The following is a 19737-nucleotide window of genomic DNA, read 5'->3' on the forward strand; positions in this document are numbered from 1 at the left end:
GCACGTGGCACACGTCGAGGCCGCACACCTGGTGGAGCTGGCACTGGGGCACCCCGTCCCGGGTGACGGCACGGAGGCCCAGCGGCACATCGCCCGGTGCGAGCACTGCCGTGGGGAGCTGGCGCGGCTGACGCGCGTGGTGGCCGCCGCCCGCGGCATCGGCGCACCGGATCTCCCGGCCGCGCCCCCGGAGCAGGTCTGGTCCCACATCCAGCGGGAACTTCTCCGGGACGTCCAACGGGGACAGTCCCGGCAGGCGGCGGCCGGGCCGGCGCGGACCGCACCCGCCTCGCCGCCCGACGAGGACGCCGCGCGCCCTGTGTCCCGCACCGCGCTCGGCGCGTGCGGATCCGGCCGCGGCGGCGGTCACGGCGTGCGTGCCCTCGTCGTCGTGCTCGCCGCGGTCGCCGTCGTGCGCTGGTCGAGACGGGCCGGGGTTCACCGCCTCGACGGGCGGGATGCCGGTGGCGGCAGCGAATGCGTGACGCGGCGGCGTCCTCGAGGCTGATGACGTGTCCCGTCGCACGAACGACGGACGAAGGAGGAGTCATGCCGGAGAACGACGATCTGCACAAGGGTGACAAGGTCTCGTGGCGGAGCCACGGCCGGGAGGTGACCGGGCGGATCAAGAAGAAGATCACGGAGCGCACCCGGGCGGCCGGCCGCACCGTCGACGCCTCGAAGGACGAGCCGCAGTACGAGGTCCGCAGCGACAAGTCCGGTCGCTCGGCGGTGCACAAGCCCGGCGCCCTGCGCAGGAAGCGCGGCGGGTCGTGACGGCGGGGAACCGGCGGAACGACCACGGGGAGGTCCGGGCCGAGTTCCACGACGCGGTCAACATGACCCCGGGTGAACTGGAGAAGTGGCTGCGGACCGAGGAGTCGAAGAGCGCCGGGCAGAGCGACGGCGGTGAGAGCGTCGGCCATGCCTCCGGTCGACGCATCGTCGAGTTGCTGCACACGAAGGCGTCCGACCTCGGCGACGACGACATCGCCCATATGCGCAAGGTCGTCGGCTACGTCCGCCGCCACCTCGCGCAGCGTCCCGACGGGGACGTGACGCACACCCCTTGGCGCCACTCACTCATGAACTGGGGCCACGACCCCCTCAAGTGACGGACCGCGCCCTTCCGGCCCCGCCCGCCCCCGTCCACCGGGGCCCGGGACGGGGCCGGCTCCAGTACGGCCCCCTCGGCGCCGGGACCTTCGGCCGCCCGGTGCCGGGCCGGTCAGGCACGGGTGGGGACCGAGTGGCCGGTGCCCGGCGACCGCGCGTACGAGCAGCATCGGAGGTGATCAAGGGACCCGCCCCCGGCGGGAGCAAGGAGTGCGGCCATGTCTGCCCTCGAGAGGAACCCGGCGCCCAGAGCCGGAAGCAGCGCCACAGGCGGTGACGGACCGGCCAAGGCGCTGGGTCTGCCCGCCGCAACCGCCCTGGTGGTCGGGAGCATCATCGGCACCGGGGTCTTCGCCCTGCCGTCGGCCCTCGCGCCGTACGGCCCGATCGCCCTCGTGGCCTTCGTCGTCGTCACGGTCGGCGCGCTGGCCCTGGCCGTCACCTTCGGCGGACTGGCCCGGCGCAGCCCCGGCAGCGGTGGCCCGTACGTCTACGCACGGGAGGCGTTCGGCGAGTTCGCCGGCTTCCTCAACGCCTGGTCGTACTGGATCACGGCGTGGGCCGGCAACGCGGCCATCGCGGTGGCCTGGGTCGGGTACGTGGAGGTGTTCGTCAACACCGGGCACCGCACGGCCTGGTCGGTGGTGCTCGCCCTGACCGGGCTGTGGATCCCGGCCGTGGTGAACCTGACCGGCGCGCGGAACACGGGCATCTTCCAGGTCGTCACGACCGTGGTGAAGTTCGTCCCGCTGGTCCTGATGGCCACCGTCGGTCTGTTCTTCGTCGACCCGGACAACTTCGGGGCCTTCAACGCCAGTGACCAGTCCGCGATCGGCGCCGTCAGCGCCGCCGCGGCGATCGCCCTGTTCAGCTACCTCGGCCTGGAGGCTGCATCGGTCGTCGCCGGCCGGGTCCGCGAGCCGGGGCGCAACGTTCCCCGGGCCACCGTGTACGGCACGCTGCTGTGCGCGGTGATCTACATCCTCGGCACGTTCGCCGTCTTCGGCAGCGTGGCGCACGGCGATCTGCTCACCTCCACCGCCCCGTTCAGCGACGCGGCCACCAACATGGCCGGTGGTGGCTGGGCCGGCGACCTGGTGGCCGTGGCGGCCATCGTCTCCGGGATCGGCGCGCTGAACGGCTGGACGATGATCTGCGCCGAGATGCCCTACGCGGCCGCCCGGGACGGGCTGTTCCCCACCGCCTTCGCCCGGCTGCGCGGCCCGCGCGACGTCCCGGTGTTCGGCATCGTCGCGTCCACCGTGCTGGCCTCGCTGATCACGGTGTTCAGCTACACCCGGTTCTCCGACGTCTTCACGAAGATCGTGCTGCTGAGCGTGCTCACCGCGGTCATCCCCTACCTGTTCTCGGCGGCGGCCCAGCTGCTGTGGCTGGTGACCGAGGGGCGGTCGGCGGTGCGCGGGGGCCGGCTGGCCCGTGACCTGGCGGTCACGGTGACCGCCCTGGCCTTCTCCTACTGGTCGATGCAGGGCAGCGGTTACCAGACCGTGTACTACGGGCTGTTCGTGCTCCTGCTCGGAGTGCCGGTGTACGTCTGGCTCAAGCACGGTCAGTTCCGCGCCGACGCGGCTCCGGTCGCGGCCGCGGCACCGGGAAGCGGTGAGGGCGCGGCCGACCCGGCCACCGGTGCCGGTGCCGTACCGGCCGACACGGCCGAGACGATGTCGGAGACGGACGGGGACGTCGCCTCCCCCGCCCGGCCACCGGAGACCCCGTCGGCCCCGGAGACCCGGCAGCGGCTTCCGCGGCGGAGCGCGGCCGGCATTCCCAGGCCCCGCGCTCCCTGGACCCGCCACCACGACTGACGGCCACGCCCGGCGGGCGGGCCCGTCCCGCCCGCCGGGTCCCGACGGCACCGGCGGCCCGCCCCATCCGCGGACCGCGCCCGGTGCGACGGGAGTCCGGCCGAACCACCCTCCCGGCCGACCCCGTGTCCCTCTCCCCCTCCCACAAGGAGCCCACCATGAACCGCCCCACCCCGGCGCCCGCCTTCCACGTCGACTCGGAGGTCGGACCGCTGCGGCAGGTGATCCTGCACCGTCCCGGCCTGGAGCTGTCCCGGCTGACGCCGCGCAACGTCGATGCCCTGCTCTTCGACGACATCCTGTGGGCCAAGCGGGCGCGCGAGGAGCACGACGCCTTCGCGCAGGCGCTGCGCGACCGCGGCGTGCGCGTGCACCTGTTCGCCGATCTGCTCGCGCGGACACTGGAGCTCCCGGACGCCCGCGACTGGCTGCTGGACCGGGTCGTCACCAAGGAGACCGTGGGCCCGGCCCTGGTCGAGCCCGTGCGCACCCTGTGCACCGACCTGGACGGCGAGACGCTCGCCGGCTACCTGATCGGCGGGCTGATCAAGGACGACCTGCCGTTGACCACCGGGGACAGCCTGGTGTGGAGCGCGCTGACCGACGACGACTTCGCCCTGGCCCCGCTGCCCAACCACCTCTTCCCGCGCGACAACAGCTGCTGGATCTACGACCGTTGCTCGGTCAACCCGATGGCCCGTCCGGCACGGCGCCGCGAGAGCCTGCACGCCGCCGCCATCTACCGCTTCCACCCCCTGTTCTCCGGGGTGCGCCGTCCTCCGCTGCTCCGGGGCGACAGCGACGCCGTCACCCCCTCCACCCTCGAGGGCGGTGACGTCCACGTCCTGGGCGAGGGCGCCGTCATGGTCGGCATGGGCGAGCGCACCTCGCCCTCCGCGGTCGAGGAACTGGCCGCCCGGCTGTTCGCCGAGAACACGGCACGCCGGCTGATCGCGGTCCAACTGCCGCGCAGCCGGGCGTTCATGCACCTGGACACGGTGCTCACGATGGTCGACCGCGACGCGTTCGTGGTCTACCCGGGGCTGGCCGACGGACTGCGCTCCTGGACCCTGCTGCCGACCGACAAGCACCGGCCCGGCTTCACCGTCCACCCGAACGACGACCTGGCCGCCGCCCTGGCGGAGGCACTCGACCTGGACAAGGTGCGCATGCTGTCGGCACCGCAGGACGTCCGGGCCGCCGAGCGCGAACAGTGGGACGACGGAAGCAACTTCCTCGCGGTCGCCCCGGGCGTGGTCGTCGGCTACGAGCGCAACGTGGCCACCAACACCTACCTCCGCAAGCAGGGCATCGAGGTGATCACCATCGCCGGTGCCGAACTGGGCCGGGGACGCGGCGGCCCCCGCTGCATGAGCTGCCCCGTCGAACGCGACCCGGTCACCTGACCGGCGCACCGCTCCCCCGCCCGCCGGAACCGCACCCGAACCAAGGACCCGAGATGACCACCACCATCGACCTGCGCGGCCGTTCCTACCTCAGCGAACTCGACTTCACCCGCGAAGAGATCGTCCACCTCCTGGACCTGGCGGCCGACCTGAAGCGGGCGAAGGCCACGGGCACCGAACGTCCCGCGCTCAGCGGCCGCAACGTGGCACTGCTGTTCGAGAAGAGCTCCACCCGCACCCGCTGCGCCTTCGAGGTCGCCGCCGCCGACCAGGGGGCCCACACCACCTGTCTGGGCCCGGACGACTCGCACATGGGCCACAAGGAGTCGATCGCCGACACCGCCCGCGTCCTCGGCCGCATGTACGACGCGATCGAGTACCGCGGCTCCGCCCAGTCCATCGTGACGGAACTGGCCGCCCGTTCCGGAGTGCCGGTCTACAACGGCCTGACCGACACCTGCCACCCCACGCAGAGCCTGTGCGACGTCTTCACCATGCGGGAGCACAGCGCCAAGCCGCTCGGCGACATCGCCTACGCCTATCTGGGAGACGCCCGCAACAACGTGGGCAACTCGCTGCTGTCGATGGGCGCGCTGCTGGGCATGGACGTGCGCATCGCCGCCCCGCGCGCCCTGTGGCCGGCGGACGCACTGGTGGCGACCTGCCGCGAACTGGCCGCCGCGAGCGGCGCCCGGATCACCCTCACCGAGGACGTCGAGGAGGCGGTGCGCGGCGCCGACTTCGTCCACACCGACGTATGGGTCTCGATGGGTGAGCCCGCCACCAGCTGGGCTCCGCGCATCGAACTGCTGCTGCCCTACCGCGTGGACGCCAAGGTGCTCGCCGCCACGGGCAATCCCGGTGTGAAGTTCCTGCACTGCCTGCCCGCCCTGCACGACCACGGCACCGCACTCGCCCGGGACCTCGCCGACGAGCGGGTGCTCGACGGGCTCGAGGTCACCGACGAGGTCTTCGAGTCCGCTGCGTCGGTCGTCTTCGACCAGGCGGACAACCGTCTGCACACCATCAAGGCCGTCCTCGTCGCCACCCTCGGAGCGTGACACCGTGCGCATCGTCGCCGCCCTCGGCGGAAACGCCCTTCTGCAGCGGGGTGAACGCCCCGACGCCACCGTGCAGCAGCACCACGTCGACGAGGCCGTCACCGCCCTCGCCGCGCTGGCCCGGGGCAACGAACTCGTCATCACCCACGGCAACGGCCCCCAGATCGGCCTGCTGGCCGTCGAGAGCGCGAACGACCCGGACCTGAGCGTCCCGTATCCGCTCGACGTCCTCGGCGCCCAGACCCAGGGCATGATCGGCTCGCTGCTCGCCCGGGGCCTGCGCGACGCGCTGCCCGAGCACCGGGTGGCCGCCCTGATCACCCACACCCTGGTACGCGCCGACGACCCTGCCTTCGCGCACCCGACCAAGTTCATCGGACAGAGCTACCCCCACGAGGAGGCGGTGCGCCTGGCAGGTTCGCGCGGCTGGCGCATCGCCCCGGACGGCACGGGCTGGCGGCGCGTGGTGCCCTCGCCGCGCCCCGAGGGCATCGTCGAGTCCGACGTCATCACCGCCCTGCTCGGCGAGGACACCGTCGTCGTCTGCGGCGGTGGCGGTGGCGTGCCGCTGGTGCGCGACCCCGCCACCGGACGGCTGACCGGCTCCGAGGCCGTGGTCGACAAGGACGCCACCGCCGCGCTCCTGGCCGAGCGGCTCAGGGCCGACTTCCTGCTCGTCCTCACCGACGTGCCGCACGTCTACACCGGCTACGGCACCCCCGGCCAGCGGGCGCTGCTGGACATCACCCCCGGCGAACTGCGGCGCATGGGCTTCCCCGAGGGGTCCATGGGCCCGAAGGTCGAGGCCGCCGCCCGTTTCGTCGACCTCACGGGCGGTCTGAGCGCCATCGGCGCCCTGAAGGACGCGTACGACATCGTCCACGGCCGCGCCGGCACCCTGGTGCGGCCGGACCTGACGGGCGGGTGAGGCACGGGGCCGACGGGCGTGGCCGACGGGACGGAGTGCGCCGTCCCGGCCACGCCGGCTGCGGTGCACGGCGGGACCGGGTGGGGCGTCCCGTGACGTGGGCGAGACGGTTCGCCCGGTCGGGGTCGAGGCGAAGCAGTGGGAGGCACGACCTCGTCGGAGCCGAGGTAGGTGAACGCGGCGGTCTCCGAGTCAGCTCTCGGCCGGGGTGAGCACCACGAAGTCCGCCCCGGCCGGGTCGACGCAGACGGCCAGGCGGCCGACGCCCTCCGCGTCCTGCGGGCCCATCTGCACGCTGCCGCCGTTCTCGGTGACCTTGGCGACGGCCGCGTCGCAGTCGGTGACGGCGAAGACCGGGTGCCAGTACGGCCGTCCGTTCGCCAGGGACAGGTCCTCCTTGCCGACCTGCATCAGACCACCGTGCATGCGCTCCTCCGGGAGCCCGGCCGGGGTGATGAGGGAGTACGTGCCGCCACCGCCCGGCAGTTCCATGTCGCTGAACCGCCAGTCGAACACGCCGCCGTAGAAGTCCTTCGCGGCCGCGGCGTCGCTCGTGTACAGCTCGGTCCAGGACAGCGAACCCGGCTCGTCCACCAGGTCGACGCCCTTCGTCGTGCCGGGCTGCCATACGGCGAACTGGCCCCCCAGCGGGTCGCTGTACTGGGCCATGCGGCCCCACTCCTCGAGGTCCATCGGCGCCACCCGGACGGTGCCGCCCGCACGCTCGACGGCCTGGGTCGTGGCGTCGGCGTCGGGGACGCTGTAGTAGATCATCCAGGCGGAGCGGGCACCCTCCTCGGTGAGCTTGCCGAGACCGGCGACGATCTTGCCGTCCTTCCGGAACATCCCGCCTTCCATCTCCTCCCCCTCCCCCATGGACTCGTAGTCCCATCCGAGGACCGTGCCGTAGAAGTCGGCGGCCGCCCGGACGTCGGGGGCACCGAGGTCGAGCCAGCAGGGGGAGCCGGGAGCGAAGTCAGTGGTGATCACCGCGATGTCCTTTCGCAGATGCTCTTTGGCCACAGCCTTGCACCTGGCACTGACACTCGCCCGTCGGCGTGCGCCCGCCGCGCCCCGGACGGCGTCCGGCCGCCCACGCGCGCCGCCTCTCGGAGGGGAGGCGGGTGGGCGGCCGGGGCGCGGTGGGGATCAGGCGAGTTCCACCAGGAGGTCGCCCCCCTCCACCTGCTGGATGCGGTTGATGGCCAGCCGGGTCACCGTGCCGGACTTCGGTGCGGTGATCGCGGCCTCCATCTTCATCGCCTCGATGGTGGCCACGGTGGCCCCGGCCGCCACTTCGTCGCCCTCGGCGACCGCGAGGGTCACCACTCCGGCGAAGGGCGCGGCGACGTGGCCGGGGTTGGCGCGGTCGGCCTTCTCGGTGACGGGGACGTCGGAGGCCGCCGCCCGGTCGCGCACCTGGATCGGCCGCAGTTGGCCGTTCAGGGTGGACATCACGGTGCGCATGCCGCGCTCGTCGGCTTCGCCCACGGCCTGGAGCTCGATGAGCAGGCGCACACCGGGGTCGAGGTCGACGCTGTACTCCTTGCCGGGGCGCAGCCCGTAGAAGAAGTCCTTGCTGTCCAGCACGCTGGTGTCGCCGAAGGTCTGCCGGTGCGTCTCGAACTCGCGCGTCGGTCCGGGGAACAGCAGCCGGTTGAGCGTGGCGCGGCGGTCCTTCGTCAGCCCGGCGCGGTCCTCGGCGCTCAGTTCCGCCACGGGCTTGGCCTCGGCGCGGCCCCGCAGTGCCCTGCTGCGGAACGGCTCGGGCCAGCCGCCGGGCGGGGTGCCGAGTTCGCCGCGCAGGAAGCCGACCACGGAGTCGGGGATGTCGAACCGGTCCGGCTCCGCCTCGAAGTCCTCGGGGGCCACGCCGGCGCCCACGAGGTGCAGGGCCAGGTCGCCGACGACCTTGGACGACGGGGTGACCTTCACCAGACGGCCGAGCATCCGGTCGGCGGCGGCGTACATCGCCTCGATCTCCTCGAAGCGGTCGCCGAGGCCGAGTGCGATGGCCTGGGTGCGCAGGTTGGAGAGCTGACCGCCGGGGATCTCGTGGTGGTAGACGCGGCCGGTCGGCGAGGCCAGGCCCGCCTCGAAGGGGGCGTAGACCTTGCGGACGCCCTCCCAGTAGGGCTCCAGGTCGCCCACGGCCTGGAGGTCGAGGCCGGTGGGCCGCTCGGAGTGGTCGGTCGCGGCCACGATGGCCGACAGGGACGGCTGCGAGGTGGTGCCCGCCATGGACGCCACCGCTCCGTCGACGGCGTCCGCGCCCGCCTGGACAGCGGCCAGGTAGGTCGCGAGCTGCCCGCCCGCCGTGTCGTGGGTGTGGATGTGGACCGGGAGGTCGAACTCCCGGCGCAGCGCCGCGACCAGCGTCGCGGCGGCCGGCGCCCGCAGCAGCCCCGCCATGTCCTTGACCGCCAGGACGTGGGCGCCCGCCTCCACGATCTGCTCGGCCAGGCGCAGGTAGTAGTCCAGCGTGTAGAGCCGCTCGGACGGGTCGGACAGGTCGGAGGTGTAGCACAGGGCCACCTCCGCCACGGCCGTCCCGGTCTCGCGCACGGCGTCGATCGCGGGGCGCATCTGGGAGACGTCGTTCAGGGCGTCGAAGATGCGGAAGACGTCGATGCCGGTGGCCGCCGCCTCCTGGACGAAGGCGTCGGTCACCTCCGTCGGGTACGGGGTGTAGCCCACGGTGTTGCGGCCGCGCAGCAGCATCTGGAGGCAGATGTTCGGCACCGCCTCGCGCAGCGCGGCCAGCCGCTCCCACGGGTCCTCGGCGAGGAAGCGCAGGGCGACGTCGTAGGTGGCGCCGCCCCAGCACTCCAGGGAGAGCAACTGGGGCAGGGTGCGTGCCACCACCGGGGCGACGGCGAGCAGGTCCTTGGTGCGCACGCGGGTGGCGAGCAGCGACTGGTGGGCGTCGCGGAAGGTGGTGTCGGTGACGCCGATGGTGGGCGAGGCGCGCAGCCAGCGGGCGAAGCCCTCGGGACCGAGTTCGGCGAGCCGCTGCCGGGAGCCGGGCGGCGGCGCGTCGTCGGTCACGGGCGGCAGCTTGGTCATCGGGTCGATCAGCTCGGGGCGCTCGCCGTGCGGCTTGTTCACGGTGACGTCCGCGAGATAGGTCAGCAGCTTGGTCCCGCGGTCGGCGGAGTGGCGCGCGGTGAGCAGGTGGGGGCGCTGCTCGATGAACGACGTGGTGACCCGCCCGGCCTGGAACTCCGGGTCGTCCAGCACCGCCTGGAGGAAGGGGATGTTGGTGGCCACGCCGCGGATGCGGAACTCCGCCACCGCGCGCCGGGCGCGGTTGACGGCGGTGGTGAAGTCCCGGCCCCGGCAGCTCAGTTTCACCAGCATGGAGTCGAAGTGGGCGCTGATCTCCGTGCCCGCGTGGGTGGTGCCGCCGTCCAGCCGGATGCCGGAGCCGCCGGGCGAACGGTAGGCGCTGATCCGCCCGGTGTCCGGGCGGAAGCCGTTGGCCGGGTCCTCGGTGGTGATGCGGCACTGCAGGGCCGCTCCCCGCAGGGTGACGGTCTCCTGGGCGAGGCCGAGGTCGGCCAGCGTCTCCCCGGCGGCGATGCGCAGCTGGGCCTGCACCAGGTCGACGTCGGTGACCTCCTCGGTCACCGTGTGCTCGACCTGGATGCGCGGATTCATCTCGATGAAGACATGGTTGCCGTCGCGGTCGACGAGGAACTCCACGGTGCCCGCGTTGCGGTAGCCGATCCGGCGGGCGAACCGCACGGCGTCGGCACAGATGCGGTCGCGCAGCGCCGGGTCGAGGTTGGGCGCGGGGGCGAGTTCGATGACCTTCTGGTGACGGCGCTGCACCGAGCAGTCCCGCTCGAACAGGTGGATGACGTTGCCCTGCCCGTCGGCGAGGATCTGCACCTCGATGTGGCGGGGCTCGACGACGGCCTTCTCCAGGAAGACGGTGGGGTCGCCGAACGCGGAGGCCGCCTCACGGGACGCCGCCTCGACGGCCTCGCGCAGCTGGGCGGGGTCCTCGACGCGGCGCATGCCGCGCCCGCCGCCGCCCGCCACGGCCTTGACGAACACGGGGAAGCCGATGTCGTCGGCGGCCCGGGCCAGTTCCTCCACGTCGGTGGAGGGTGCCGAGGAGCCCAGCACCGGCACGCCCGCCTCGCGGGCGGCGGCCACGGCTCGTGCCTTGTTCCCGGTCAGTTCCAGGATGCCGGCGCTCGGTCCGACGAACGTGATGCCGGCCTCTTCGCAGGCCCGGGCCAGTTCGGGGTTCTCGGACAGGAATCCGTAACCGGGGTAGACCGCGTCGGCTCCCGCGCGGCGTGCCGCGCGGACGATCTCCTCGACGGAGAGGTAGGCCCGCACGGGGTGACCCGGCTGGCCGATCTCGTAAGCCTCGTCGGCCTTCAGGCGGTGCAGCGAGTTGCGGTCCTCGTGCGGGAAGACGGCGACGGTACGGGCACCCAGCTCGTAACCCGCGCGGAACGCCCGAATCGCAATCTCACCGCGGTTGGCGACCAGCACCTTGCGGAACATTCTTGATCCCTTCGGCCTCCTGGTGAAGAGGACCATCGTGGCCGCGGCGGGACCGGAACGCCATGTGAGCCGGGCCACTCACCGCGCCGGCCCGGGCACCGAGGCGCGGGGGGCCGCGGAGCATCCTCGCCTCCGCGGCCCCTGCGACCCGTGACTGCGGGTGAGCTTCTACTCGGTGACCTTCAGCAGCTTGTTCGGCGTGCCGGAGCCCGGGTTGCCGATCTTGTCGGCGGTGGCGGCGCCGGTCAGCGCCGTCGTCACGGCCGCCGGGTCGGCGTCGGGGTGGCCCGCCAGGTAGACGGCGGCGGCACCGGCCACGTGGGGGGAGGCCATCGAGGTGCCGGATATCGTCTTGGTGCCCGTGTCGCTGTCGTTCCAGGTCGAGGTGATGTCGGAGCCGGGGGCGTAGAGGTCGACGGCCTTGCCGAAGTTGGAGAAGTCGGACTGGGCGTCGTCCTTGGTGCTGGAGGCGACGGTGATGGCCTCCGGCACGCGGGCGGGCGAGCCCTGGCCGGCGTCGGCGGACTCGTTGCCCGCTGCGACGGCGAAGGTGACGCCGGAGGCGATCGCCTTGGCGACCGCCGCGTCCAGGGCCGGGTCGGCGCCACCGCCGAGGCTCATGTTGGCAACCGAGGGTCCCCGGTGGTTCTTGGTGACCCAGTCGATACCGGCGATGACCTGCTCGGTCGTGCCGGAGCCGTTGTCGTCCAGGACTCTGACGGCCACGATCTTCGCCTTCTTGGCGACACCGTGCGAAGCGCCGGCGATGGTGCCGGCGACGTGCGTGCCGTGCCCGTTGCCGTCGTCGGCGGTGTCGTCGTTGTCGACGGCGTCGTAGCCGTGACTGGCGCGGCCCTCGAAGTCCTTGTGGGTGACGCGCACGCCGGTGTCGATGACGTAGGCGGTGACGCCCTCCCCGGCCCGGTCGGGGTAGGTGTACTTGCCGTCTCCGGCGGTGTCCGCCTGGTCGACGCGGTCCAGGCCCCAGGAGGGCGGGTTGTCCTGGGTGTCCGTGGCGTGCAGCGTGCGATTGGCCACCACGGCGCTGACGGCGGGGTCGGCCGCGAGCCGCTTGGCCTCGGTCTCCGTCAGGCCCTTCGCGGCGAAGCCGTCGACCGCCGCCCCGTAGGCCCGGCTGAGGCTGCCGCCGTATTCCCGGGCCAGGTCCTTCTTGCCGTCCTGCGTGGTCCTCTCGTCGAGGAGGACGATGTAGCTGCCGGCGACGGCTCCTTCGGCACCGAGGCCGTGGACGGTGCCCTCGGCGGGTTCCTCGGCCTGCGCGTGCGAGGCACCGAGCAGGGCTGCCGTGGTCGCGGCCGTCGCCGCGATCGTGGCGGCGGTGAGCTTCCGTGCACGGGTACGCCTGTGATGGGTCGTCATGAAGAGGGATCTCCTCGTCGGATGTGGGGGGATCGGCCCCCTCCGGCGCGGTGTCACGCCGGGGGGTGACGAGAAGATTGACCACTTGTCGCGCTCAGATCAATGCCCCCGCACGGCGACCGGCCCGGCGTCCGGGAACATCTCCACACGGTCCGCGCAAGTCCGAGCCAACCGACGGACGAACGCCCAGGTGATCACGTTGATTGAGGACCGAACCAGTGACTGCGCGAAATCTGTGACGATCTCCTCACCCGACCCTCACGCGCCGGATGTTTTGCGCCCGCCCGGGGACGGTGACGCAAGATTCCCCGTCGATCCGTAGAACGAACGCAAGAGTCCGGTGGCCGCCGGGCGGGCGCCGGGGAGCACTCCACCCCGATCCTCCCAACGAAGCCTTTCGAACAGACCTCGATCAAACAGCCGTTCCCTGACGCAAGCATTCGATCATTAGGGGTCACCCCTGGAAACACACCCCCTCACGCCCTGGCCGCCTGCCTACGGTGCCACCACCGGACGGGGCGGGAAGCACCGCCCCGTCGAGGTCGACGCAACCGAAGAACCGACAGAAGAGGGAACGTCCATGGCGAGTGTGGAAGTGTCGCTGAAGGAAATCATGACCGCTGTCGAAGGGGCCGTCGGCGCGGCCGTCGTCGACTACTCCAGCGGCATGGCGCTGGGCACCCTGGGGGGAGGCAAGGACCTGGACCTCACCGTGGCGGCCGCCGGCAACACGGACGTCATCAGGGCCAAGGTGCGCACCATGGAAATGCTGGGCCTGTCGAGCCAGATCGAGGACATCCTCATCACGCTCGGAAGCCAGTACCACCTCATCCGGCTGGTCACCGGCCGCAGCGGCAACGGCCTGTTCGTCTACCTGGTGCTCGACAAGACCCGCTCGAACCTGGCCATGGCCCGCCACCAGCTCAAGCGGATCGAAGAGCAGTTGGAAGTGTGAACGACCCGGGATCCGGGCCCACGTGCGCCCATGATGTGAAGAATTCTTCAAGTCACCACATCAACATGATCCCAATCCGTGGATGCGCGCCGCGCCGAGCAAGAAGGATCTGCTTCGAAGGACACAGGGTGCGGCGGCGCGTCGCCGGGGCGCCGCCGCACCCCGGAGAACATCCCCGATGCGGCAGGGAGTGCGCACACATGCAAGTCCCCCTCTACCAGGCCAAGGCAGAGTTCTTCCGCATGCTGGGTCACCCTGTGCGCATCAGGGTTCTGGAACTGCTGCAACACGGGCCGGTGCCGGTGCGGGACCTGCTCGCCGACATCGACATCGAACCGTCCAGCCTCTCGCAGCAACTGGCCGTTCTCAGACGGTCCGGCATCGTCGTCTCCGTCAGGGAGGGCTCCACCGTCCGGTACGCCCTCGCCGGCGGCGACGTCGCCGAGCTGCTCCGCGCGGCCCGCCGGATCCTCACCGAGCTGCTGGCCGGGCAGAGCGAACTGCTCGCCGAGCTCCGGCAGACCGACGCCCCCGTCCCGACGGCGTACCGGAGCGGGCGCGGCTGAGACAAGCCCCTACGGCGTCCGGCCCAGGAAGGCGGACAGGCCCTCCAGGAGCCGGTCGACGTCCTCCGCGCTGCTGTAGGGGGCGAGGCCGATGCGCAGCCCGCCGGCGTCCCCCAGGCCGAGCCGGCGGGACGCCTCCAGGGCGTAGAAGGAGCCCGAGGGCGCGTGGACACCGCGCTCGGCCAGGAAGCGGTAGGCGTCCACGGTGCGTCGCGCCCCGAGGGTGACGAGCAGGGTCGGGGTGCGCCGGGCGGCCCGGGAGCGGAGTGTGACCTCCGGGAGGGCCGCCAGTCCCTTCTCCGTCCGGACGCGCAGCGTGTCCTCGTGCTCCTCGATCATCGCGAACGCCGAGCGCAGGCCCTCACGGCGGCTGCCGGCCGGCTGCGCGGCGAGGCCGGCCAGGAAGTCGACGGCCGCGCGGGTGCCGGCCAGGAACTCGTAGGGCAGCGTGCCGAGTTCGAAGCGTTCGGGCACCGCGTCCGTGGACGGCAGCAGCTTGTCCGGCCGCAGGGTCTGCAGGAGCTCCGGGCGAGCGGCCAGGACGCCGTGGTGCGGGCCGAGGAACTTGTAGGGGGAGCAGACGAAGAAGTCCGCGCCGAGCTCGTCGACGTCGGTGAGGCTGTGCGCGGCGTAGTGCACGCCGTCGACGTACAGCAGCGCGCCGGCCTCGTGCACGAGCTGCGCGATCCCGGCGACCGGCGGGCGGGTGCCGATGAGGTTCGACGCGGCGGTGACCGCCACCAGACGGGTGCGCGCGGACAGCACGGCGCGGATGTCGTCCGCGGTCAGCTCGCCGCTGTCCGGGTCGAAGTCCGCATGGCGCACCGTGGCGCCCACCTGTTCGGCCGCCTGCACCCAGGGGCGGATGTTGGCGTCGTGGTCCAGCCGCGTGACGACCACTTCGTCACCGGGCGTCCAGGTCTTGGCCAGGGTGCGGGAGAAGTCGTAGGTAAGCTGGGTGGCGCTGCGTCCGAAGACGATGCCGGCCGGGTCGGCGCCCAGGAAGTCGGCCATGGCGCGGCGCGCCTCCACGACGATGGTCTCGGCGTTGCGCTCGCCGGGCAGGCCGTCGCCCCGGATCGACAGCGGCCGGGACAGCGCCGCGCCGATCGCCTCGATGACCGGCAGCGGTGTCTGGGTGCCGCCGGGACCGTCGAAGTGCGCGGTGCCGGCCGCCAGCGCGGGAATGCGGGCGCGCAGGTCGGTGAGGTCGTACGTCACGTGAGGCTTCCTGTCTCGAGGACCCTCCGGGGAAAGGGCTTGGACGGCAGCGTCGCACATCCCCCGTCCGGGCCGGAGCCCCGGCGGCCCTGCGGCGGACGCGGGTCAGCAGGGGTCGCGCCACACCCCCAGCTCCGGTTTCTTCCGCATGGACGAAAGCTTCAGCCTGCGGGACGCGGCGCAGAACTCGCCGGCCGGCTCCGCGTACTCGACGTGGAAGACCGCCTTGCCCGCCTCGACGAACGGGGTGAGCTCGGCGCACTCCCCGTACTGCGCGCACTCCTCGTTGACGGCGAAGTCGAAGTCGTCCACGAGCTGCGGGATCTGCGGCAGGTCGTTCTTGAGGCCCACCGACATGCCGCGCTCGTGCGCGAGGCGGGCGATCATGCGGTTGTAGCGGAGCTGGTCGGCTGCGGTGAGCGGGAACCCGGTGTCGTTGCCGTAGCCCTCCATCAGGTCCGGCTCGACGGCGTCGAACCCCTTGTCCCGGCACATGTCGAACCGCCGTTCCATGATCGGCCCCAGCACGGAGATCCGGCGGATGTCCAGCCAGCGCTCGCCCTCCCAGCCGTTGGTCCGGCCGAGCACCGAGCGGGGGAACGCGTCCCGGTCGGGCCGGAAGTCCTCCCAGGCGCCGACGTTGACGTAGCAGATCACCTTGCGGCCCTCGCGGTGGAGGCGGGCCACGTCCGCGGCGGTGTTCTCGAAGCCGTCGATGTCGTAGACGGGCACGTCGGCCGACGGCTCGACCCTGCCGTCGAGCTGCCACTGCCAGGCGAGGCCGGGGCGCGGGCGCCACCGTGTTCCGCCGCGGGCGGACGGGGTGCGGGTCGGGGCCGGTCTCGTGCGCGGCGGCGACGGCGAGGTGCGGGGTGCGGACGGTGCGGCGCCGCTCCCGGTCGGCGGGGCGGCCGGCGAGGTGCGGGCCCTGGCGGGCGGACGGTCCGCGCTCGCTCCGCCGTCCGGTGCGGAGCATCCGGTCAGCGTGGTGGCCAGCACGGTCAGCACGGTGGCCGGCACGGTCAGCACGTCCGGCCCCGGCAGCAGGGTCGTCCGCCGCGGTGTCGTCCTGCTCATCGTCGCCCCCCGGGCACGCTCGGGGTCAGGGCCGGTGTCAACGTGGCCCAGGGATTCGGCAGTTCACCCGTCACGGGACCGCAGATCCCCGCGCCGCGGTCCCGCGCGGTGCGTACGGCCAGGGGCACGAGCACTTCGGGGACCCCGTAGACGAGGTGGCAGATCCGCTCCGGTCGGTGCCGGACCGCCCGGGCGGAGCGGCTGAACGCGGAGACGTACGTGGACCAGTGGCCCTCGAAGGTGACGGTCAGGTCGGCGAGGGCGACGTAGCCGGGCGCCGGTTCGACTCCCGGGTTGAGCACCACGGTCCGGGCGCCGGCCCGGTGCAGGCTCCGGACCAGCTTCCGGCAGCCGGGCAGGCCGCCCGGCCCCGCGGTCACCCGGTCCAGGAAGCAGCCGTCCACCGCGTACCACTCCCGGTGCCGGCGCAGGTCGGCGGTGACCGCGGACGGGTCCCGCCCGCCGTAGTCGGTGTCGACGTAGCCGAGCAGCCGGGCGCCCGCCGCCCGCAGCGCGTCCGCGGCCGCCGCGAAGGCCGGGTCCGGTCCGGGCCCGGGGCCGTTCGCGGGGTTGAGCACCACGGCGTGGGTGCGGGCGGCGGCCGTGATGAGCCGGTGCCAGGCGCCCGGGTCCTCGGCCGGATGGACGTAGAGGGGGATCAGCAGGCTCACGGCGCCCGGTCGCCCCCCGTGTCACCGGCACGCGACCTGCCGGCGGCCGTACCGGACGCGCCCGTCCCACGAGCGCGGGTGTCACCCGTCGCACGGGCACGGGTGTCACCCGAGCCGGTACCAGGCGCTTCCGTGGCATCCGCGCCGCGCCCGCGGCCGGCACCAGGAGCGCCCGTGCCGTCGGCACCCGGCCCGCCACGGCCTCCGCCGGGCGCCCCCGCCCAGCCGGGCCCGCGGCCGGCACCGGAGGCATCCGCGCCGGCCGCGCCCCACCCTGGGTCGGCCCACAACGCGGCCAGTGACTCCTCGAGGGTGTGGGACGGCTGCCAGCCCAGTGCCTCGGCCGCCGCGGTGATGTCGGAGCACTGCCAGGACACCGCCGCCGAGCGGGCGGAGCCCTCCGTGTGCTCCTCGATGCGTCCCGCGAAGCCCGCCCGGCGGGCCAGTCCGTGCACGAGTTCGCGCACCCGGACCGCCTCACCGCCACTGATGTTGAGGACGGGCGGCAGGGGTCCGGCCGCCGTGGCGGCGAGGACGGCAGCGCGGGCGACGTCGCGCACGTCGACGAAATCGCGGTACGCCGACAGGTCGCCGAGCCTCAGCACCGCGTCCGGGTCCGGCCCGGTCTCGCGCAGCAGGGCGGTCACCCGGCCGGGCAGACCCGTGGGCGGCGCACCCGGGCCCACCGGGTTGCCCACCCGCAGCACCACCGCGTCCAGGCCGGAGGCGGACACCACCACGGTGCCCGCGAGTTTGGTCGCTCCGTAGGGGCCCAGCGGACGGGTGGCCGCCGACTCGGGCACCTTGCTGCCCGGTTCACCGGGGCCGTACTCGGCCGCCGATCCCAGGTGGACCAGGCGGGCCCGGGGAGCGGCCCGCCGCAGGGCGGCGCACACGGCGGCCGGGCCGCGGGCGTTGACCTCGGCCATCGTGACCGCGTCGCCGCCGGTCGCGCCCGCGCAGTTGATCACCGCGTCGGGTGCCGCCTCGGCCAGGGTTTCGGCGAGCCGCTCCGGGGAGTCGCCCGCCAGGTCGACCCGCAGGTCGGCGCCGGGTGAGCGGCCCGCGGCGGGCAGGTGCGTGTCCGGCCGTCCGCGCAGGTGGGCGACGACGTGACGGCCCAGGTAGCCGGTGCGGCCGAGGACGAGAATGCGCATGGGGTGCTCAGGCTCCCTTGAGCAGCATGGACTTGCGGGTGGTGAACTCCGCGTTCGCCCGGTCGTAGTCGTCCGGGCGCCCGATGTCCAGCCAGTACCCGTCGAACTCGTAGGCGTGCGGCGGGCGCCGGGCGGCGAGGAGGTCCAGGACGAGTTCGTCGAAGCCCAGCGGCAGACCGGGTGTGTAGCCGTCGAGGGTCGAGCGGGACAGACCGTAGACGCCCATGGAGACGCGGCAGTCCATGCTGGGTTTCTCGGTGAAGGCGACGACTTTGCTCGCCTGCGTGGTCAGCACGCCGAAGTCGATGTGGACCTTGCGGGCGTAGGTCGCGATGGTCAGCGGTGCGCCGGACGCGCGGTGCCGGTGCAGGACGTCGGCGTAGTCGAGGTCGGTGAGGACGTCGCCGTTCATCACCAGGAAGGTCTCGGGCAGCCGCTCGCGCAGGGTGAGGAGGGGGCCCATGGTGCCCAGGGGGCTCTCCTCGGTGGCGTAGTCGATGGTCATGCCCCACTGGGAGCCGTCGCCGACGTAGGCACGGATGATCTCGCCGAGGTGGCCGATGGCGATGGTGCAGTGGGTGAAGCCGGCCGTGGACAGCTGGCGCAGCACGATCTCCAGGATGGCGTGCTGGTCGCCGATCGGGACGAGCGGCTTGGGGAGCGCCGTGGTGTAGGGCCGCAGCCGGACGCCCTTGCCTCCCGCCAGTATCACTGCGTGCATGGGGCTTCTCCTTAGGATCCTCGTGTTCCCCGTGGACGTGCCGGACGCCGGTCAGATGTTGTAGATGCCGGTCTTGTAGCGGGCCAGGTTGGCCGGGTCGCGGAAGAACTTCACGGTCCGGGCGAGACCCTCCTCCAGGGTGCGGACGGGCTCCCAGCCGGTGGCGGCGGCGAGCCGGGAAGCGTCCGCGACCAGCCGCATCACCTCGGAGCCCGTGGGCCGCAGACGTGCCGTGTCCTCGCGTACGTCGAGGGCGGTGTCCATGACCTTGCCGATCAGCGCGACGAGGTCGCCGACCGAGATCTCCCCGCCGGTGCCGGAGTTGAAGGTGCGACCCACGACCCGCTCGGCGGGTGCGGTGCCGACGGCGAGGAACGCCTGCGCGGTGTCCTCGACGTAGGTGAAGTCCCGCGTGGGGCGCAGGTCGCCGAGGGTGATGGTGCGCTCCCCCGCCGCGACCTGGCCGATGACGGTGGGGATCACCGCGCGCATGGACTGGCGGGGCCCGAAGGTGTTGAACGGCCGCAGGGTGACCACCGGGGTGCCGAAGCTGGCGTGGTAGCTGTCGGCGAGCCGGTCCCCTCCGGCTTTTGAAGCGGCGTACGGGGACTGGGTGTTGATGGGGTGGTCCTCGGTGATCGGCACCGTGCGGGCGGTCCCGTAGGTCTCGCTGGTGGAGGTGTGCACCAGTCTGGGCGTGCCCAGCTGGCGTACCGCTTCGAGCACGTTGAGGGTGCCCGTGACGTTGGTGTCCACGTAACTGTGGGGCGCCCGGTAGGAGTACGGGATCGCGATGAGCGCGGCCAGGTGGTAGGCGCAGTCGGCCCCTTCGAGCAGGCCGCGCACCGAACCGGGATCGCGGACGTCGCCGAGGACGATCTCCACCTGGTCCAGGACGTCAGGGGCGAGGGTCTCCAGCCATCCGTAGGAGGAGAAGGAGTTGTACTGGGCCATGGCACGGACGCGGTGCCCGGAGGCGACGAGCGCCTCGGTGAGATGCGAGCCGATGAAGCCTTCGGCCCCGGTGACGGCGGCGAGCGGTGCGGAGGTCAACTCGGTTGTCCTTCCTCTTGGTTGCTTCAGGGGTGAGCGGGTGGGGCGGGCGGTGCCCGGCCCTCGCGCGGCGGT

Annotated in this window: 17 protein-coding genes and 1 pseudogene; 9 read left to right on the top strand and 9 right to left on the bottom strand. The window is 72.8% G+C overall.

Features of this window, described 5'->3' with window-relative positions; translation table 11 throughout:
• The first annotated feature begins 4 nt into the window (after positions 1 to 4).
• The 7 genes from ACFYOV_RS19130 to ACFYOV_RS19160 all read left to right on the top strand — a co-directional run bounded on the left by ACFYOV_RS19130 (position 5) and on the right by ACFYOV_RS19160 (position 6337).
• Positions 5 to 508, top strand: a complete 504-nt coding sequence (locus tag ACFYOV_RS19130; protein WP_389089155.1) for a hypothetical protein — start codon at positions 5 to 7, stop codon at positions 506 to 508.
• Between the two features lie 41 nt (positions 509 to 549).
• Entirely contained in the window at positions 550 to 777 is a 228-nt protein-coding gene (locus tag ACFYOV_RS19135) for a DUF2945 domain-containing protein (RefSeq protein WP_389089156.1), read from the top strand.
• Positions 774 to 1115: a DUF3140 domain-containing protein gene (locus ACFYOV_RS19140; RefSeq protein WP_389089158.1), complete on the top strand. Its 342-nt coding sequence runs from the start codon at positions 774 to 776 to the stop codon at positions 1113 to 1115. Before ACFYOV_RS19135 ends, ACFYOV_RS19140 begins: the two co-directional genes overlap by 4 nt.
• 321 nt (positions 1116 to 1436) lie before the next feature.
• Positions 1437 to 2942 (top strand): amino acid permease, encoded by a 1506-nt coding sequence (locus ACFYOV_RS19145; protein WP_389089248.1) that lies wholly within the window; start codon positions 1437 to 1439, stop codon positions 2940 to 2942.
• Positions 2943 to 3100: 158 nt separating this feature from the next.
• Positions 3101 to 4348 (top strand): arginine deiminase, encoded by a 1248-nt coding sequence (locus tag ACFYOV_RS19150; protein ID WP_389089159.1) that lies wholly within the window; start codon positions 3101 to 3103, stop codon positions 4346 to 4348.
• Positions 4349 to 4401: 53 nt separating this feature from the next.
• Positions 4402 to 5409, top strand: a complete 1008-nt coding sequence (gene argF / locus ACFYOV_RS19155) for an ornithine carbamoyltransferase (protein ID WP_389089160.1) — start codon at positions 4402 to 4404, stop codon at positions 5407 to 5409.
• Between the two features lie 4 nt (positions 5410 to 5413).
• On the top strand, positions 5414 to 6337 hold the full coding sequence (locus ACFYOV_RS19160) for a carbamate kinase (RefSeq protein ID WP_389089162.1): 924 nt from the start codon (positions 5414 to 5416) through the stop codon (positions 6335 to 6337).
• 192 nt (positions 6338 to 6529) lie between these two features.
• Here ACFYOV_RS19160 and ACFYOV_RS19165 read toward each other — a convergent pair whose 3' ends face one another.
• From ACFYOV_RS19165 to ACFYOV_RS19175, 3 genes are all read right to left on the bottom strand, one after another.
• A complete protein-coding gene (locus ACFYOV_RS19165) occupies positions 6530 to 7327 on the bottom strand; it encodes a VOC family protein (RefSeq protein WP_389089163.1) in 798 nt (265 codons plus the stop codon).
• 159 nt (positions 7328 to 7486) lie between these two features.
• Positions 7487 to 10861: a pyruvate carboxylase gene (locus ACFYOV_RS19170; RefSeq protein WP_389089164.1), complete on the bottom strand. Its 3375-nt coding sequence runs from the start codon at positions 10859 to 10861 to the stop codon at positions 7487 to 7489.
• A gap of 168 nt (positions 10862 to 11029) precedes the next feature.
• Entirely contained in the window at positions 11030 to 12241 is a 1212-nt protein-coding gene (locus ACFYOV_RS19175) for a S8 family peptidase (RefSeq protein ID WP_389089166.1), read from the bottom strand.
• A gap of 580 nt (positions 12242 to 12821) precedes the next feature.
• On the opposite strand from ACFYOV_RS19175, the gene ACFYOV_RS19180 reads away from it, so the two are divergent.
• Complete coding sequence (locus ACFYOV_RS19180) at positions 12822 to 13196, top strand: hypothetical protein (protein WP_389089167.1); 375 nt, start codon at positions 12822 to 12824, stop codon at positions 13194 to 13196.
• Positions 13197 to 13396: 200 nt separating this feature from the next.
• Positions 13397 to 13762, top strand: coding sequence for an ArsR/SmtB family transcription factor (locus tag ACFYOV_RS19185; protein ID WP_389089169.1), 366 nt, complete (start codon positions 13397 to 13399; stop codon positions 13760 to 13762).
• A gap of 9 nt (positions 13763 to 13771) precedes the next feature.
• On the opposite strand, the gene ACFYOV_RS19190 is transcribed toward ACFYOV_RS19185, so the two are convergent.
• The 6 genes and pseudogenes from ACFYOV_RS19190 to ACFYOV_RS19215 form a co-directional block, all read right to left on the bottom strand.
• Complete coding sequence (locus tag ACFYOV_RS19190) at positions 13772 to 14983, bottom strand: cysteine desulfurase-like protein (RefSeq protein ID WP_389089170.1); 1212 nt, start codon at positions 14981 to 14983, stop codon at positions 13772 to 13774.
• A gap of 105 nt (positions 14984 to 15088) precedes the next feature.
• On the bottom strand, positions 15089 to 16060 hold the full coding sequence (locus tag ACFYOV_RS19195) for an endo alpha-1,4 polygalactosaminidase (protein ID WP_389089172.1): 972 nt from the start codon (positions 16058 to 16060) through the stop codon (positions 15089 to 15091).
• Positions 16057 to 16731: a spherulation-specific family 4 protein gene (locus ACFYOV_RS19200; protein WP_389089173.1), complete on the bottom strand. Its 675-nt coding sequence runs from the start codon at positions 16729 to 16731 to the stop codon at positions 16057 to 16059. Before ACFYOV_RS19200 ends, ACFYOV_RS19195 begins: the two co-directional genes overlap by 4 nt.
• A gap of 281 nt (positions 16732 to 17012) precedes the next feature.
• Positions 17013 to 17888, bottom strand: a pseudogene (locus ACFYOV_RS19205) (NAD-dependent epimerase/dehydratase family protein); the annotation flags it as partial.
• Positions 17889 to 17895: 7 nt separating this feature from the next.
• Positions 17896 to 18609: an NDP-sugar synthase gene (locus ACFYOV_RS19210; protein WP_389089175.1), complete on the bottom strand. Its 714-nt coding sequence runs from the start codon at positions 18607 to 18609 to the stop codon at positions 17896 to 17898.
• A 51-nt stretch (positions 18610 to 18660) separates the two neighbouring features.
• Positions 18661 to 19662, bottom strand: a complete 1002-nt coding sequence (locus ACFYOV_RS19215; protein ID WP_389089177.1) for a GDP-mannose 4,6-dehydratase — start codon at positions 19660 to 19662, stop codon at positions 18661 to 18663.
• Positions 19663 to 19737 lie beyond the last annotated feature (75 nt).

Origin of the sequence: Streptomyces sp. NPDC005931, from assembly GCF_042871235.1 — a bacterium.
Classification (GTDB): Bacteria; Actinomycetota; Actinomycetes; order Streptomycetales; family Streptomycetaceae; genus Streptomyces.

Excerpts from the sequence above, each read along its gene's own strand:
- ACFYOV_RS19135 (WP_389089156.1), top strand. The coding sequence starts at position 550 with ATGCCGGAGAACGACGATCTGCACAAGGGTGACAAGGTCTCGTGGCGG.
- ACFYOV_RS19150 (WP_389089159.1), top strand. The coding sequence starts at position 3,101 with ATGAACCGCCCCACCCCGGCGCCCGCCTTCCACGTCGACTCGGAGGTC.
- argF (WP_389089160.1), top strand. The coding sequence starts at position 4,402 with ATGACCACCACCATCGACCTGCGCGGCCGTTCCTACCTCAGCGAACTC.
- ACFYOV_RS19170 (WP_389089164.1), bottom strand. The coding sequence starts at position 10,861 with ATGTTCCGCAAGGTGCTGGTCGCCAACCGCGGTGAGATTGCGATTCGG.
- ACFYOV_RS19175 (WP_389089166.1), bottom strand. The coding sequence starts at position 12,241 with ATGACGACCCATCACAGGCGTACCCGTGCACGGAAGCTCACCGCCGCC.
- ACFYOV_RS19180 (WP_389089167.1), top strand. The coding sequence starts at position 12,822 with ATGGCGAGTGTGGAAGTGTCGCTGAAGGAAATCATGACCGCTGTCGAA.
- ACFYOV_RS19185 (WP_389089169.1), top strand. The coding sequence starts at position 13,397 with ATGCAAGTCCCCCTCTACCAGGCCAAGGCAGAGTTCTTCCGCATGCTG.
- ACFYOV_RS19195 (WP_389089172.1), bottom strand. The coding sequence starts at position 16,060 with ATGAGCAGGACGACACCGCGGCGGACGACCCTGCTGCCGGGGCCGGAC.
- ACFYOV_RS19210 (WP_389089175.1), bottom strand. The coding sequence starts at position 18,609 with ATGCACGCAGTGATACTGGCGGGAGGCAAGGGCGTCCGGCTGCGGCCC.